The 14,374-nt window shown below is 58.0% G+C and carries 15 protein-coding genes; 7 read left to right on the forward strand and 8 right to left on the reverse strand.

Annotated elements, in window-relative coordinates:
* The first annotated feature begins 41 nt into the window (after window positions 1-41).
* Both nth and EOK75_RS13085 read left to right on the forward strand, forming a co-directional pair.
* Entirely contained in the window at window positions 42-686 is a 645-nt protein-coding gene (gene nth / locus EOK75_RS13080) for an endonuclease III (protein ID WP_137194526.1), read from the forward strand.
* On the forward strand, window positions 683-1,675 hold the full coding sequence (locus tag EOK75_RS13085; protein ID WP_137194527.1) for an adenosine kinase: 993 nt from the start codon (window positions 683-685) through the stop codon (window positions 1,673-1,675). Before nth ends, EOK75_RS13085 begins: the two co-directional genes overlap by 4 nt.
* A 514-nt stretch (window positions 1,676-2,189) precedes the next feature.
* Here EOK75_RS13085 and EOK75_RS13090 read toward each other — a convergent pair.
* The 4 genes from EOK75_RS13090 to EOK75_RS13105 all read right to left on the reverse strand — a co-directional run bounded on the left by EOK75_RS13090 (window position 2,190) and on the right by EOK75_RS13105 (window position 6,288).
* Window positions 2,190-2,411 (reverse strand): hypothetical protein, encoded by a 222-nt coding sequence (locus tag EOK75_RS13090; RefSeq protein ID WP_168199243.1) that lies wholly within the window; start codon window positions 2,409-2,411, stop codon window positions 2,190-2,192.
* 162 nt (window positions 2,412-2,573) lie between these two features.
* Window positions 2,574-4,211 (reverse strand): KpsE/RkpR family capsule polysaccharide export protein, encoded by a 1,638-nt coding sequence (locus EOK75_RS13095; RefSeq protein ID WP_137194529.1) that lies wholly within the window; start codon window positions 4,209-4,211, stop codon window positions 2,574-2,576.
* Window positions 4,189-4,848 carry an ABC transporter ATP-binding protein gene (locus tag EOK75_RS13100; RefSeq protein WP_137194530.1) on the reverse strand — a complete coding sequence of 220 codons (660 nt, stop codon included), beginning with the start codon at window positions 4,846-4,848 and terminating at the stop codon, window positions 4,189-4,191. The genes EOK75_RS13095 and EOK75_RS13100 overlap by 23 nt, the downstream gene beginning before the upstream one ends.
* A 153-nt stretch (window positions 4,849-5,001) precedes the next feature.
* Entirely contained in the window at window positions 5,002-6,288 is a 1,287-nt protein-coding gene (locus tag EOK75_RS13105) for a Na+/H+ antiporter NhaA (protein ID WP_137194531.1), read from the reverse strand.
* Window positions 6,289-6,415: 127 nt separating this feature from the next.
* Here EOK75_RS13105 and EOK75_RS13110 point away from each other — a divergent pair, with 127 nt between their 5' ends.
* From EOK75_RS13110 to rpsI, 3 genes are all read left to right on the forward strand, one after another.
* Entirely contained in the window at window positions 6,416-7,219 is an 804-nt protein-coding gene (locus EOK75_RS13110; protein ID WP_137194532.1) for an SseB family protein, read from the forward strand.
* A gap of 155 nt (window positions 7,220-7,374) precedes the next feature.
* Window positions 7,375-7,839: a 50S ribosomal protein L13 gene (gene rplM / locus EOK75_RS13115; protein ID WP_137194533.1), complete on the forward strand. Its 465-nt coding sequence runs from the start codon at window positions 7,375-7,377 to the stop codon at window positions 7,837-7,839.
* Between the two features lie 2 nt (window positions 7,840-7,841).
* Entirely contained in the window at window positions 7,842-8,330 is a 489-nt protein-coding gene (rpsI, locus tag EOK75_RS13120) for a 30S ribosomal protein S9 (protein ID WP_137194534.1), read from the forward strand.
* A gap of 77 nt (window positions 8,331-8,407) precedes the next feature.
* On the opposite strand, the gene EOK75_RS13125 is transcribed toward rpsI, so the two are convergent.
* From EOK75_RS13125 to EOK75_RS13135, 3 genes are all read right to left on the reverse strand, one after another.
* Window positions 8,408-9,286 carry an arginyltransferase gene (locus EOK75_RS13125; protein WP_137194535.1) on the reverse strand — a complete coding sequence of 293 codons (879 nt, stop codon included), beginning with the start codon at window positions 9,284-9,286 and terminating at the stop codon, window positions 8,408-8,410.
* A 150-nt stretch (window positions 9,287-9,436) separates the two neighbouring features.
* Window positions 9,437-9,883 carry an RDD family protein gene (locus EOK75_RS13130; protein WP_137194536.1) on the reverse strand — a complete coding sequence of 149 codons (447 nt, stop codon included), beginning with the start codon at window positions 9,881-9,883 and terminating at the stop codon, window positions 9,437-9,439.
* Window positions 9,884-9,934: 51 nt separating this feature from the next.
* Window positions 9,935-10,366, reverse strand: coding sequence for a DUF2852 domain-containing protein (locus EOK75_RS13135; protein WP_137194537.1), 432 nt, complete (start codon window positions 10,364-10,366; stop codon window positions 9,935-9,937).
* A gap of 248 nt (window positions 10,367-10,614) precedes the next feature.
* On the opposite strand from EOK75_RS13135, the gene EOK75_RS13140 reads away from it, so the two are divergent.
* Together EOK75_RS13140 and EOK75_RS13145 are read left to right on the forward strand one after the other, a co-directional pair.
* Window positions 10,615-13,404, forward strand: coding sequence for a [protein-PII] uridylyltransferase family protein (locus tag EOK75_RS13140; RefSeq protein ID WP_137194538.1), 2,790 nt, complete (start codon window positions 10,615-10,617; stop codon window positions 13,402-13,404).
* A 22-nt stretch (window positions 13,405-13,426) separates the two neighbouring features.
* Window positions 13,427-13,705 (forward strand): hypothetical protein, encoded by a 279-nt coding sequence (locus tag EOK75_RS13145; protein ID WP_137195779.1) that lies wholly within the window; start codon window positions 13,427-13,429, stop codon window positions 13,703-13,705.
* Here the strand turns inward: EOK75_RS13145 and eda are convergent.
* Window positions 13,702-14,340 carry a bifunctional 4-hydroxy-2-oxoglutarate aldolase/2-dehydro-3-deoxy-phosphogluconate aldolase gene (eda, locus tag EOK75_RS13150; RefSeq protein WP_137194539.1) on the reverse strand — a complete coding sequence of 213 codons (639 nt, stop codon included), beginning with the start codon at window positions 14,338-14,340 and terminating at the stop codon, window positions 13,702-13,704. The two genes, EOK75_RS13145 and eda, sit on opposite strands and share 4 nt — an antisense overlap.
* Window positions 14,341-14,374: the final 34 nt, after the last annotated feature.

Consider the following 14,374-nt stretch of genomic DNA (forward strand, 5'->3'; position numbering starts at 1 on the left):
AAGCCTTGCGGGGGCGCGTTATTTTGGGCATAGGGTTCGGCATGGTAAAACAGCTTGATTATCAAACGATCAAAGAGATTTTCACCCGGTTTCAGGCGTCAGAGCCGGAACCGCAGGGCGAGCTTTTTCACACCAACGCCTATACCTTGCTGGTTGCCGTGGCGCTTTCGGCGCAGGCGACGGATGCGGGTGTGAACAAGGCCACGCGGCCCCTGTTTGCCAAGGTCGACACCCCGCAAAAGATGCTCGATCTGGGGCTGGAGGCGCTGACCGAGGCGATTAAGACCATCGGCCTTTTTCGCAACAAGGCCAAGAATGTGATGAAAATGGCCGAGATCTTGGTGGCCGACTATGGTGGCGAGGTGCCGTCCAGCCGCGCGGCGCTGCAATCGCTGCCGGGGGTCGGGCGCAAGACGGCGAATGTGGTGCTGAATATGTGGTTTCACATGCCCGCGCAGGCCGTTGATACGCACATCTTTCGCATTGGCAACCGTACCGGCATTTGCCCCGGCAAGAATGTCGACATCGTAGAGCGCGCGATCGAAGACCATATTCCTGCAGAGTTTCAACAGCATGCGCATCACTGGCTGATTTTGCATGGGCGCTATATCTGTATCGCGCGCAAACCCAAATGCGGAAACTGCGTTATCCGCGACCTTTGCCCCTATGAGGATAAGACAATATGAAGATGTTTCAAGTGGTCGGTATCGGCAACGCGATGGTGGATGTTCTGGCCCATACCGATGAGGGTTTCTTGACCGACAACGGTATCGGCAAGGGCATCATGCAGCTTATCGACATGGAGCGTGCGGTGGACCTTTACGGCCGCATCGGGCCCGCCAAGGAAATTTCGGGCGGATCGGCGGCCAATACGATTGCGGGCGTGGCACATCTGGGCGGACGGACGGCCTACGTCGGCAAGGTTAAGGATGACCAGCTGGGTGCGATCTTTGTGCATGACATGCGCGCGCAAGGTGCGGTTTATGAAACTGCACTGGCCCCCAAAGATGAAGCGCAAGAGACGGGGCGTTGCATCGTTCTGGTGACGCCGGATGGTGAACGTTCGATGAACACCTATCTTGGGGTGACGGAATTTTTGACACCCGCCGATATTGATGAAGCCCAGATGGCGAATGCCGAATGGATTTACCTAGAGGGCTACCGCTTTGACGGGCCGGAAAGCCATCAGGCCTTTGCCAAGGCGATTGCGGCCTGCAAAGGGGCGGGGGGGCGTGTCTCGATTACTCTGTCGGATGCGTTTTGTGTGGAACGCCACCGTGATGCCTTTCGCCGGATGATCGTCGAGGATGTTAATTTTCTGTTCGCCAACCGGGCAGAGATTTTGTCAATGTATCAGACCGAAGATTTCGATGCTGCGCTAAAAGCCGCGTCAAAGGATGTGGCGATCGTGGCCTGCACAGATAGCGAGAACGGCGCGCATATCCTGTCGGGTGGCGAACATTGGCATGTGCCTGCGGTTCCGACGCAAATTGTTGATGCAACCGGTGCTGGGGATCTGTTTGCGGGTGCGTTTTTGTGGGGGATGACCAACGGGCATGATCTGCAAACAGCCGCACGTATGGGAAATATCGCGGCCTCCGAGGTGATCAGTCACATCGGCGCGCGGCCCGAGACGGACTTGAAGGCGCTATTTTCTGAGGCTGGCGTGATTTGAAGCGAGGCGGGCGCGCGGCTCAAGCCCCGTTGGGGCCATCGCCGCGCGCCGTTGCCACGTACGGTGGTTTTTGGGAGGGCATGGATCTTGCCGGAAGGGCCGGGCTGGCAATAGTGTCGGGCTCTGTTTCAGCAAGTTGGTCTGCTAATTTTTGAGCTAATACCTCGGAGCTGCGCGCTCGCTTACCCTCTACGATTACACGGGCGAAGCGGAAACAGGATCAAACCCTGCTTATCAAGAATGTATGCTGAAAAAGGTGATGTCGCCTGTCGTCGATTCAGATGGCAGCTCTGTTTATCTCAGGAGAGCATATGCCGGTGGCGTTTTCGAAAAAATTAGCCACGGCACGGAGGCTAATCCGCTGTTGCTTGTGCAAACACATGGCCGTCATGTCGCTTACCACCTACCGTCCCCAGATGCGTGTTGCACCATGAGGGAACGAAGCAGGTATGTCTTTGTCTTAGGGGTTGGACGCTATTTCGTGATGAGGAAAGTAGATGCGTCGCCCCCGCGATTACATGTGGAAGTGCACACCGAAAAGACGCTGGAGTTCTTTGGTGCGGGTTGTACCGCGTGCTGCCAGTTGTTCATCTGTTTCTTGGCTCAGCTTGTCAACTTGCTTCATGCGAGGGTTTGCTTCTGCCAAAAGAACTAACAAGTTCCAAACAGCCTGAAACGGGCGAGCTGCCATGTTCAAAAGGGAACCGGCTGGTTTTGCGGTGGAGATATAAGCCATGATTGACTCCTTCAAGGTTGGATATTTTATGTCCTTGAAAGGAATATGCTGCACCGCAGCTAAAATATAAACAGCCAATGCCACAATGCCGCGTTGCAGTAAGTGCATGGCTATTAAGGAAAAGCAGACTGCTGCACAGCAGCATGCCTGCCCTTAGTTCTTTTATGCTGACATTTGCTCTCGCAGGATGGCGGCTGTCATGGAGATCATAAGATAGATGCCCGCAAAAATCAGCATGGCAACCAAAGTACTTTCAAAGGCGCGAGGGTAGCTTGCTTCATCAGGAAGGATCGGCTTTACCGAAAGCGACAGATAGCGGGTTTGCCGGTTTGCCTCTGACCGTGCGGTTTCCATGGACTGGATGGCCTGTGCCAGCATCAATTGGCGGGTCTGCACATCTGCTTGCGCCATCAGCAAGGCGCTTTGCACCTCGGGCAAGGATTCCTCGCCATCCATGCTTTCTGTCAACTTGCCGCGTAGAAGTGCGATTTCGGCCTCTAGCGCCGCAATCCGACGTTCCAATGGCTCCATCCGTGCAGCATTCGGATTGCTGTTAGACATCATCTGCTGCAGCGACAGCCTGTCCTGGCTAAGAAGTGTTTCCAACTGTCCGATCTGGGTGGTGATCAAAGTGACCTCCACTTCAGAAGAGAGAACCTTGTATTTTTCCTGCAGGTCTACTACGGCCCGCTGGCTTTCCATCATTTTGGCCTGAGCTTCCTCAAACCCTTCACGGGCACCGCGCATCTGGTCTTCGCGCAGGCGTTGGGTCAGATGGTCAACCTGGCCTTCGGCATATTCGATGAGGGCCTGCGCAAAATCGACGGATTTCTCCGGTGTGGTTGCGATCACCTCCATCTTGATCAGACCCTCGGTCGGATCATAGGAAATCTGGAAATTGCGCTGATAGAGCTTGTAGGCCGCTTCCAGTGTGGAATCGGGGGCAAGCCGCTGGATCGGGTCAATCCCCTCGGCGCTGTAATGGGCGCGGAAATCATGTTCCTCATCCAGCCGGAGCATCGCCTCGCGTGATTGCAAATAACCTTGTACCGCGATGCTGTCCTGCGATGTCGCCATGGGGGAGCCTTGCAGCAACCCGCCCAATCCACCGGCCCCGCCGGCAGATGGGTTTTGCGACTGCTGGATCACAAATTCGGTTTTGGTGGCGTAAAGCGGGGTTGCGACCATGTAATAATACCAGCCGGTCACAAGCGTCGGCAGCAGCACAAAGAACACCAGTCGCGCGATCATCAGCATTGATTTGCGCCGTCTGCGCCGCGATAGATCGCGCTGGATATTCATGATCTCGGCTACATGGCTTGTCTCTGCCCGCGCGGCGGTCGACGGAACCTGAACGGGTTTGATTGTCTGTGGCAGCTTTGATCCGTCATCCTTCGGGACGTTGGCCAAGGCGCGGGATGGGTCCGATTTTACCGGCTGTCCGTCAGAGGTCACAAGGTCAAGCATGCTTGTGCGTTTGAACGGGTCGATATTCGCCGCGCGCAGTAGGCGTACGGCATCATAGTCGCTTGTCGCGGGCATATCATGCTTGCGCGCGAGTTTGCGGGCCATGCGTAGTTGTCGGCTGGTCAGCCCTTCGCGCTTGATCTCTTCCAGCGCGCTGTCGGTTGTCGCGTTCGGGGCAGACGTCGGCGCTGTCGCAGGGGTAGCGGTCGGGAATTTACCGTCGCCAAAGCCGTCATCGGCAGTATCGAAAATGCCCTTATCCCCTTCAACAGGAACTGGTGGGAATTCCGGGCGGCGGATGCGGAACCGCTTAGCTGTGAGCTTCGTAGTCATAAAGACGTTTCGCTTCTTCAAGGGTTTCAAACATATAGAGCTGCCCGTTGCGCAGCACCGCCGCAGAGCGACAGAATTTTTCCAGCGTCGCAGCCTGATGTGACACCACAATAACCGTCGCATTCTCAAGGCGTTGCCGCAAAATTGCACCGGCCTTCCTGTTGAATTCGACATCCCCCGTAGAGGGCATGCCTTCGTCGATCAGGTAAAAGTCGAATTCCAGCGCCAGCATCAACGCAAAGGAAAACCGCGACCGCATACCAGAGGAATAGGTGCCCACGGGCATATCGAAATACTCATCAATTCCTGCCATCCAGCGACAGAAGCTTTCCATATAGTCAGGGTCCAGCCCGTATAGCCGCGCGATATAGCGGGCGTTTTCGGTGCCGGTATGTTTGTTCATCACCCCGCCCATGAATCCCAGCGGAAAGGAGATGCGTGAGGTGCGGATAATCGAACCTTCATCCGGCTTTTCCAGCCCGGCCATCATGTTGATGAGCGTGGTCTTGCCCGTCCCGTTCGGTGCAAGAATGCCAAGTGAATTGCCCAGATCCACCTTGAACGAGGCCCTGTCAAGGATGACCTTGCGGGTTTTGCCGGTCCAAAAGGACTTGCTCACATTTTCGAACGCGATCATTGACCTGCTTTCAGTATTCGCCTCTGTTCCGGTTCAATCCGGAATATGCTGATTTGGTTAAGGATTGATAACCAGCGTTGGTGTGAACCTTACTGATTGGCCTTATCCGTTATTATCGGAACATTATGGCGATTTCAGATTGCCGCATCAAGGTTAATGGCGCAGGTGAGGGCGGGCCGGCTTGCCGGGTTTTGGCAGTGTGCGGGCCAGCAAAACCAATGCGGGGCCAGCAAGGATTGTCATGCCAAGGCCAAGGCGCCCGGCCTCTTGCATGGCACCGCCGGGCAGGGCGGTTTGCAGCTGTATCAGTGGCAGGGTAAAGCCGATGCCCATAAGTCCCGCGACAAACGCGATATCGCGCATATTCAAGTGGTTGGGAAGCGGCCGCCCGATGATCCGCAGCCCCAAGGCGACGGCCAGAATTCCTGCTGGTTTGCCCAGCCAGAAGGCCCCGAGGGTCACAAAACTTGTCGCGCCCAAGGCCGCAAAATCCAGCGCGCCTGCCGTCAGGCCGAAAAGGAACAGGATCAGCGTCGCAGGCCCCATCAGGGCGTTGGACAAGCGGTTAAGCGGGTCGGTCAAATAGCCCTCTGCCTCGGCAAAAAGGCCAAAGCTGCGGGTACCATGCGCGATCGCGGGTAACAGCGGCAAAAGCCCCAGCGCGGGCGGCAGACCGGCGGCAGAGACACCGATCCAGCTAAGCAGCCCCAAGACCAACCACGGCCATAGGCGCGATTTGCGCTGGCGCTCACGCTCGGACATATTGGTGTTGTGTAAGGGGCGTGTCAGGCGGAAATAACCGAAACTGGCGGCAGCAAGTGGCACGATAAGCCATAAAATGCGCAGCTTGCCCTCAATAGGTGCTGCGAAACCGCCGATAACCATCCCCGCCAAGCCGTCCAATATGCACAGGAACAGCAAAAGCTGAAGCGCAGGGTGCCCCCGGCCAAAGATCATCCGGCCGAATACAAAGGCCAGAACCATGTCGCTGCCAAAGGGCATGACCCAGCCGCTTGCGCTTGTGGCCTCCTCGGCGGTTTCCCATTCCGCGGTCAAGACCTGCCAGAGCACGGCCGACACCAGCATGCCGCCTGCGACCATTGCCATCGGTGCCACCGCGCGCGGGCCGCTAAGGGGACCGTTCTCCTGAACCAGCGCCTCCCACAGCTCTTTGCTGATCAGCAGGATGAAGATGGGCATCAGCAGGCAGGACACAAAAGTTGCAAAAGTAAAGCCCGGATAGAACAGTCGCAAACGGTGCAACGGGTCACTGTCAAACGGCAGCCATTGGATGATGTCGTAATAGGGGCCGGGGGCCATGTTGACAGAAAGGGTCGCCGTTGCGGCCCCAAGCAAGAGGGCGGTGGCGTAGCGGGTAAGGTGGGGGGATGCAGGGGTCACGGGGGCGGCAGCCTTGTGATTGGGTAACAGTCTGCCCATTCATAGGTCCCCAACCCTCAAGCTGCAATCGTAGTGCGATAAAATGCAGCGGGTGTGCCGCGCTTGCACCTTGTTCCTTGCGGGGCTTGGGATTATTCGGGCAGTTGATGACGCAAAGGGAGTGGCTATGACTGACGCGCAAAGCTTGGATGCGGCCCATGCCGCAATGACCGCCCACCCCGAGGATGAGGCTGCACGCCTGCGCTATTACGCGCGGTTTGCTGATGACATGCTTTATCTGGTGCTGGAGGAAGAAGCCGTGGGCAGCAACATCCGCCCTGTGGTGCTGGAACTGGAAGAGGGCTCTGTCGTGCTTGCCTATGACAGTGAGGAGCGGATGGGGGAGGCGACCGATGCGCCTGTGCCCTATGCCGAATTGCCGGGGCGCGTGATTGCCGCACAGCTTGCAGGGCAGAATGTGGCGCTTGGCATCAATCTGGGGCTGGGTGAGGCCGAATTTCTGGTCGCCCCCGAGGCGCTTTCGTGGCTGTCGCAAACGCTGGAACATACCCCCGTTGATGTCAGCGCGCGCCCTGTGTCCTTTGAGGCGCCGCGCGGTTTGCCTGCGGGGCTGATGCTGGCGATCGAAGGTAAGCTGGCACGGGCGGGCGGCCTTGCGCAGGCGGCGCTTTTGGCGGCCGTGCGCTATGATGATGGCCGTCAGGGGCATATGCTGGCCTTTGTCGGGGCGGCGCCGGGGGCGCAAACGGCACTGACCCGTGCTGCCAGTGAGGCGTTGACGTTTTCGGGCGTAGAGGCCGGCGAAATGGATGTCACCTTCCTCGATATCGGCCATGATGCGGGCAGGGCTGCGGCAGAGCGTATGGCCCGCGTGGCCCACCGTTTTGATTTGCCTGAACCGGTTGTGACAGAGCCGCCGAAACCCGCAGCACCGGGGATGGACCCGACCAAGCCGCCTAAACTGCGCTGATTGAATGGGGTACTATGGTACCTATTTTGTAGTGCGTTGTTTTAGAACTATAATTTGCGGTTCAGATGCCTTGACTGTATGCGTCGCATAAAGGATACAGGCGCAATCGAAGACATACAGGGGCGTTTGCCCCGCAACACTTTAAAGGGTGTACGATGAAAACTTTCTCCGCAAAGCCAGCGGATATTCAAAAGAAATGGATCCTGATCGATGCCGAAGGTATCGTTCTGGGCCGTCTTGCTACTATCGTGGCGAATATCCTGCGCGGCAAAAACAAGCCGACTTTCACACCGCATATGGACATGGGTGACAATGTCATCGTGATCAATGCTGACAAAATCCAGATGACTGGTAACAAGCGCGCAGACAAGCGTTACTACTGGCACACTGGCCACCCGGGCGGCATCAAGTTCCGCACTGCGGCACAGATCCTCGATGGTGCGCACCCAGAGCGCGTTGTGACCAAAGCGGTTGAGCGTATGATCACGCGTAACTCCCTTGGTGCGCAGCAGATGACCAACCTGCGCGTTTATGCAGGGACCGAGCATCCGCATGAAGCCCAGCAGCCCACCGTTCTTGACCTTGCGTCGATGAACCCCAAGAACACGCGGAGCGCTTGATCATGTCTGATATCAAATCCCTCGACGATCTGAAATCCGCCGTTGCTGACACACCCGCAGCAGTAGCCCCTACCGCTATTGTTCGTGAGCCTGTCCGTGACAAGTTTGGCCGTGCCTATGCAACCGGCAAGCGTAAAGATGCGGTTGCTCGCGTCTGGATCAAGCCCGGTACCGGCAAAGTTGTGGTCAACGGCAAACCAATGGCAGAATATTTTGCCCGTCCGGTTTTGCAGATGATCCTCGCTCAGCCGTTTTCGGTTGCTGGTGTTGAAGGCCAGTTTGACGTCATGGCAACTGTTGCCGGTGGTGGTCTTTCGGGCCAAGCTGGTGCGGTAAAGCACGGCGTTTCCAAAGCATTGCAGCTTTTTGACCCGACTTTGCGCGCAGCATTGAAAGCCGCAGGCTTCTTGACCCGCGACAGCCGTGTTGTGGAACGTAAGAAATACGGCAAAGCCAAAGCCCGTAAGAGCTTCCAGTTCTCCAAGCGTTAAGTTTGGCGACATCGATATTCGGAAAAGCGCGGCTTCGGTCGCGCTTTTTCATATCCGGTGGATGGCTGAAATCAGGCTTAAAGATCGTCCGAGGCTGTGCGGCGGTCGGAGGAAAACGATGGCGGTGCCTCACGCGTGGCGCGGCCGTCGGGCAGGTTGATACGGGCGACCTGCTCGGCGATCGGGTCCACCGAAAGCGGGTTAAGCTCGGCGTTGTGATCTTCGGGGTTGCCAATGGGTTGCCAATCGCCGGCCTTGTAAATTTCCAGCCCGGAAAAGCCGGCCTTATAGCCCATTTTCTTGCTGCCCGGCACCCAATAGCCAAGATAAACAAAGGGCAGACCTGCCTCACGGGCGATCTCGATGTGATCAAGGATCAGGAAGGTGCCAAGCGACCGGCTGATCAGATCCGGCTCGTAAAAGGAGTAGACCATGCTTAACCCGTCATCAAAGACGTCGGTCAGGCAGACGGCCGAAAGCTCTGACGGGCCAGTGCCATCGGCTTGGGAATATTCGATGACACGGCTGCGGATCGGCGTTTCTTCAATCATCGCGGCAAATTCATAGATATCCATATCCGCCATCCCGCCCGTGGCATGGCGAAATTCGAGATAACGGCGGAAAAGGGCGAATTGCTCTTCGGTGGCCCAAGGGCTTGTGGCTTTGCGTTGAAGGGGGGCATTGCGGCGCAAGACTTTGCGCTGGGTGCGCGTTGGCACGAAGTCTGCCACGCGGATACGCGCCGACATACAGGCCGAACATTCCGCACACGAGGGGCGATAAAGCACGTTCTGCGACCGGCGAAACCCTTGTTTGGACAGGGAATCGTTCAACTTTTGCGCATGTTCACCCTGCAGCGCCGTAAAAAGCTTACGTTCCATCCTTCCCTCAAGATAGGGGCAAGGCTGGGGCGCAGTCACGTAGAACTGTGGCGCAAGGGGAAGGGTGTGGCGCATAGTAATCCGGCAAAATCATGAATGTAAGGCGTAGACTAGCAAGGCAAAACCGTGCCGCCAAGGATAGAATTTTAGTTAACCGCTGATTAAGGGGCCTCTTAACGCTGATTTATGTGGGGCGAGGCCGTTGTTTTGGTTAATTCGACGCGCTTAAAACCGCGCTACCCGGTTGACGGCGACCGTGCCCAGCACTGTGTCTGTAAGCCCCTGACCGCGTGGTCCGAAAATCATCATGAAGATCGACAAGACCTGTGGCAAGACGAATGCCATGCTGATGGCATAGCCAAGGGTGTGTAATGCAGCCGTGCCGCTGTCAAAAGGCTGACCGTCGGCGCGGCGAAATTCAATCGCGGCAAGGCGCATGCCAAATGTGGCGGACTTTCCCGAAAGGGTCATCCAGCGATAGGCGAAATTTACGGTTAAATACAAAAGCGGCAAAAAGAAGAGCGCGGTGAAGGCCGTGAAGGGCACGATCAACGCCGTGATAATTGCGGTTAAAATGGTATCAACCACCCACGCCAAGCCGCGCTTCAGGGCGACCCCCTCATAAAACTCGGCTTGATATTCCGGGTCGGGAAGCGCGTTTGCATACATCATCTCTGTCCTTTCAAGGGCCAGCCCCCAAAATGGGGGGCTGGGGGCAATCAATCAATAGGCCGCAATGTCTTTGTCGTTGGTCTGGTCGGCATTCGCTTTGGCGCGATCCTCCATAAACGCATCGAATTCCTGCTTGTCTTTGGCATCTCGCAACCGTTTGAGAAAGGCCTCAAACGCGCCGCGTTCCTCTTTCAGGCGACGGATGGTTTCGTCGCGGTAGGCATCAAAGGCGCTGTTGCCACTGCTGTTAGAGGCCCAGTAGCCCTGCCCTTTAGGGCGGTGACAACACATTGAGCGTTTGGTCATACGTTTGCTCCATATCATATAGCCAAGAATGGCAAGGCCCAAGGGCCAGACAAAGATAAAGCCCAGCACCATGGCGGCAATCCATGCGCCTTTACCGCGCGCATCCAGCCAGCTTTCGACACGGCGAGGCCAGTATAGCAAGCCGGTGGGGGGGCTTTGGTTGGTCGTGTCGTACATGTTGCACTCTCCATTGCTTGATGTTTATTCGATTTACATTATCAAGATTGCCATTCGGCGGCGCTGTTTCAAGAGGGTATGTTAATATGATTTACATATATTAGAAATATCGGGGTTGTTCTTTGATTTAAGTAACTAATTTTAAACAAAAATATATTTTTCGCCGTGTTTGAATATCGGTCGCACTGCGCAGTCTCAGCTGCGTTTCGCCCGTTGACCGCGCCGCAAAGCCCCGTCATTCTGCGGATATGGAAAATGCTTTTGCCCCCCGCATCACCCGCCATCCTTTGCCCTTCGATCCCGCCGCAGGGGCCGAGGCAGCATCCCGGTTTCAAGCTCTCGGCCCTGATTTGGCGCCGCTTCTGACCGGTGCCGCCGGCTGTAGCCCCTATCTTTGGGATCTGATGCAGCGCGAAGGAGATTGGCTGTGTGAAGCCCTTATCCAGCCCCCCGAAGCCGCATTGGCCAGTGAACTGGCCGCGCTGGAGGCGTTGGCTCTAGCAGAGCTTGGCCCCGGATTGCGTCGCGCCAAACGCCGTATAGCCTTGCTGGCGGGGCTTGCCGATCTGGGCGGTGTCTGGCCGCTGGAGGCGGTGACGGGCGCGTTGACGCAATTGGCCGACCGCGCCGTAGATCTTTCCTTGCAACGCCTTGTGGCCGAGGAAATTCGCCGTGGCAAAATCCCAGGTGCCACGCCAGAGGATGCCGCCACGGCTGCGGGCATGGTGGTCTTTGCCATGGGAAAGATGGGCGCCGGAGAGCTGAATTACTCCTCCGATATCGATCTGATTTGCCTGTTTGACGAATCCCTTTACCCCGAGGATGCTGCCGAGGCGCGGGCGGCCTTTATCCGTGTCACCCGCAAGATGGCGGCTCTTGTGGGCGACCGCACCGCCGAGGGCTATGTCTTTCGCACCGACCTGCGCTTGCGCCCCGATGCGGCTGTCACACCGGTGTGCCTGTCCTTTGCAGCCGCCGAAAGCTATTATGAAAGTGTTGGCCGCACGTGGGAGCGTGCCGCATGGATCAAGGCGCGGCCCTGTGCCGGCGATCTGGCGGCGGGCGAACGTTTCTTGAAAACCCTGACACCCTTTGTCTGGCGCAAGCATCTGGATTTTGCGGCCATTCAGGATGCCCATGACATGCGCCTGCGCATCCGCGACCACCGTCGCCTGCACGGCCCGATCGTGGTTGAGGGGCACAATATGAAGCTGGGTGTCGGCGGCATCCGTGAGATCGAATTTTTCACCCAGACCCGTCAGCTTATTGCCGGCGGACGCGACCCTGATCTGCGGGGCCGCGAAACCGTGCCAGGCCTGACCGCGCTGGCCGAAAAAGGCTGGATACCCCCAGAGGTCGCACAAGAGCTTATCACCCTTTACCGCGCACACCGCGAGGTGGAGCATCGCTTGCAAATGGTGAGTGACGCCCAAACCCACGACATGCCCAATACGGCTGAGGGCGTGGCCCGCATCGCCGCTTTTTGTGGCCAAGAGGATGCCGATTTCCGCAGCGCCCTGATTGATCGCTTGGAACGCACAGATTATCTGACCGAAGGGTTCTTTGCTCCCTCCGAGGTGGAGGAGGGGCCAGAACTTTCCGAAAGCGCGGATGAGATTGTGCGCGGCTGGGACAGCTACCCGGCCTTGCGCACGGAACGCGCTGGCACGATTTTCCGGCGGGTCAAGCCGGGGTTGTTGACGCGTCTGCAACGTGCGGCCAATCCTGATGAGGCGCTGATTGCCTTTGACGGCTTTCTGGCGGGCCTGCCTGCGGGGGTGCAGATCTTTTCGTTGTTTGAGGCGAACCCGCAGTTGATTGACCTGATCGTTGATATCGCTGCCACGTCGCCCGCACTTGCGCGCTATCTGTCGCGCAATGCCTCGGTCTTTGATGCGGTGCTTGGCGGCAGTTTCTTTGCCGCATGGCCCAGCATGACGGAATTGACGGGGGGGCTTTCTGCGGTGCTAACAGATACCCCAGATTATGAGCGCAAGCTTGATGCCACGCGGCGCTGGATGAAGGAGTGGCACTTCCGCATCGGGGTCCATCATCTGCGCGGGTTGATCGACGCCTTTGAAGCGGGCAAGCAGTATGCCGATCTGGCAGAGGCCTGTCTGGCAGCGCTTTGGCCGGTGGTGGAGGCAGAATTTGCGCAAAAGCACGGCGCACCGCCGGGACGGGGCGCGATCCTTTTGGGGATGGGCAGCCTTGGCGCGGGCCGGTTGAATGCGGGCTCTGATCTTGATCTGATCGTGATCTATGATGCAGGTGATGCCGATGCCAGCGAGGGGCCGAAGCCGCTTGGCATACGGCCCTATTTCGCGCGTCTGACGCAGGCGATGATCACGGCTGTAACGGCACAACTGCCCGAAGGGCGGCTCTATGAGGTGGATATGCGCCTGCGTCCCTCGGGGCGGCAAGGGCCGGTCGCGACTTCGGTTCACTCGTTCCGCAACTACCAGATGTCAGAGGCATGGACATGGGAACATCTTGCCCTGACCCGCGCGCGTCCCCTTGCCGGTGATGCCGGTCTGCGCGCCGAATTTGAGGTCTTGCGCCGGGAGGTCCTGACAACCAAAGGCGCGGGCGAGACCGTGTTTAAGGATGTGGCCGATATGCGCGCGCGTTTGGCCTCGGCCAAGCCTGCGGCAAATGATTGGGACGCCAAGAACGGCCCCGGCCGCCTGATGGATATAGAGCTTTTGGCACAAACCGGCGCGCTTCGTGCCGGCGATCCCGCACGGCGGGTAGAGGCGCAGCTGCGCGCAGGCGTGAAAGGCCAATTCCTGTCGCAAACAGAAGAGCAGGCCGTGCTAAGTGCCTACAGGCTGTGTTGGCGGTTGCAGGCGGCTTCGCGTTTGCTAACGGATAAAGCGCTGGATATGGACCGGCTGGGCATCGGCGCGCGGGCATTTTTGCTGCGTGAGACGGACCAGCAAGACGAGGCGGCACTATCCAGGCGTTTGGAGGAGGTGCTGCCGGAATCGGCTGCGGTCATAAACCGCGTGCTTGGTGCCGGTGAACGAAATGGGTAGGGTGATGAGCTGTGCAAAACTGATGGATTTGACGATAGCCGACCCCAAGGGGTTGATCCGCGAAAGCTACCGGATTGAGGGGATCACCCTTGATGAGTGTAAATCCATCTTTATGGATTGGGCACTCAGTTTGGTTGTGGATGCGGATACGCCTGCCGCTTTGCGGTTGCTGCTGGCCCATTACGGGCGGCCCGACCATCCGATGACAGGGGTCTTGCAGGCCGCATTGGAAACTCCGCCGCCTGCAACACGCAAGGGCGGGCGCGGCGCGCGGCTAGGCTATACGCGCGATAGGGGTTAGCGCAAAGCGGCCGCTTCTTTGGCCAGCTTGGTGATGCCTGCCCAATCCTCAGCCGCGACCAGTGCGGCAGGGGCCACCCAAGAGCCGCCAACGCACATCACATTCGGCAGGCCCAGATAATCATGGGCGTTCTTTAACCCGATGCCGCCGGTTGGGCAAAACCGCACCTGCGGGATCGGCGCACCGATGGATTTCAGCGCAGGCGCGCCCCCCGATGCCTCTGCTGGAAAAAACTTCTGCACGGTATAACCCAGCTCCAACAGCATCATCACTTCGGTCGCGGTGGCCGCACCGGGCAGCAAGGGCAGATCATATTCGGCGCAAGCGTCCAGCAATCGCGGCGTCGCCCCGGGAGAGACGCCGAATTTCGCACCAGCTTCCTTGGCCGCTTTCACATCGGCAGGGGTCAGCAACGTGCCGGCGCCAACGACGCCGCCCTCCACCTGCGACATGGCGCGGATCGCATCCAGCGCGCAAGCGGTGCGCAAAGTTACCTCCAGCGCGGGCAGGCCGCCTGCCACCAACGCACGGGCAAGCGCTTCGGCGCGGCTTACGTCCTCCACAACCAGAACCGGCACCACAGGGGCCAACTGGCAAATTTCAGCAGAGCGGAGCGATTGTTCAGCGGGGGTCATGGCGGTGTCCTTATCTATGAGTGATTGGCAGCGG

Source organism: Pseudorhodobacter turbinis, from assembly GCF_005234135.1.
GTDB lineage: Bacteria > Pseudomonadota > Alphaproteobacteria > Rhodobacterales > Rhodobacteraceae > Pseudorhodobacter > Pseudorhodobacter turbinis.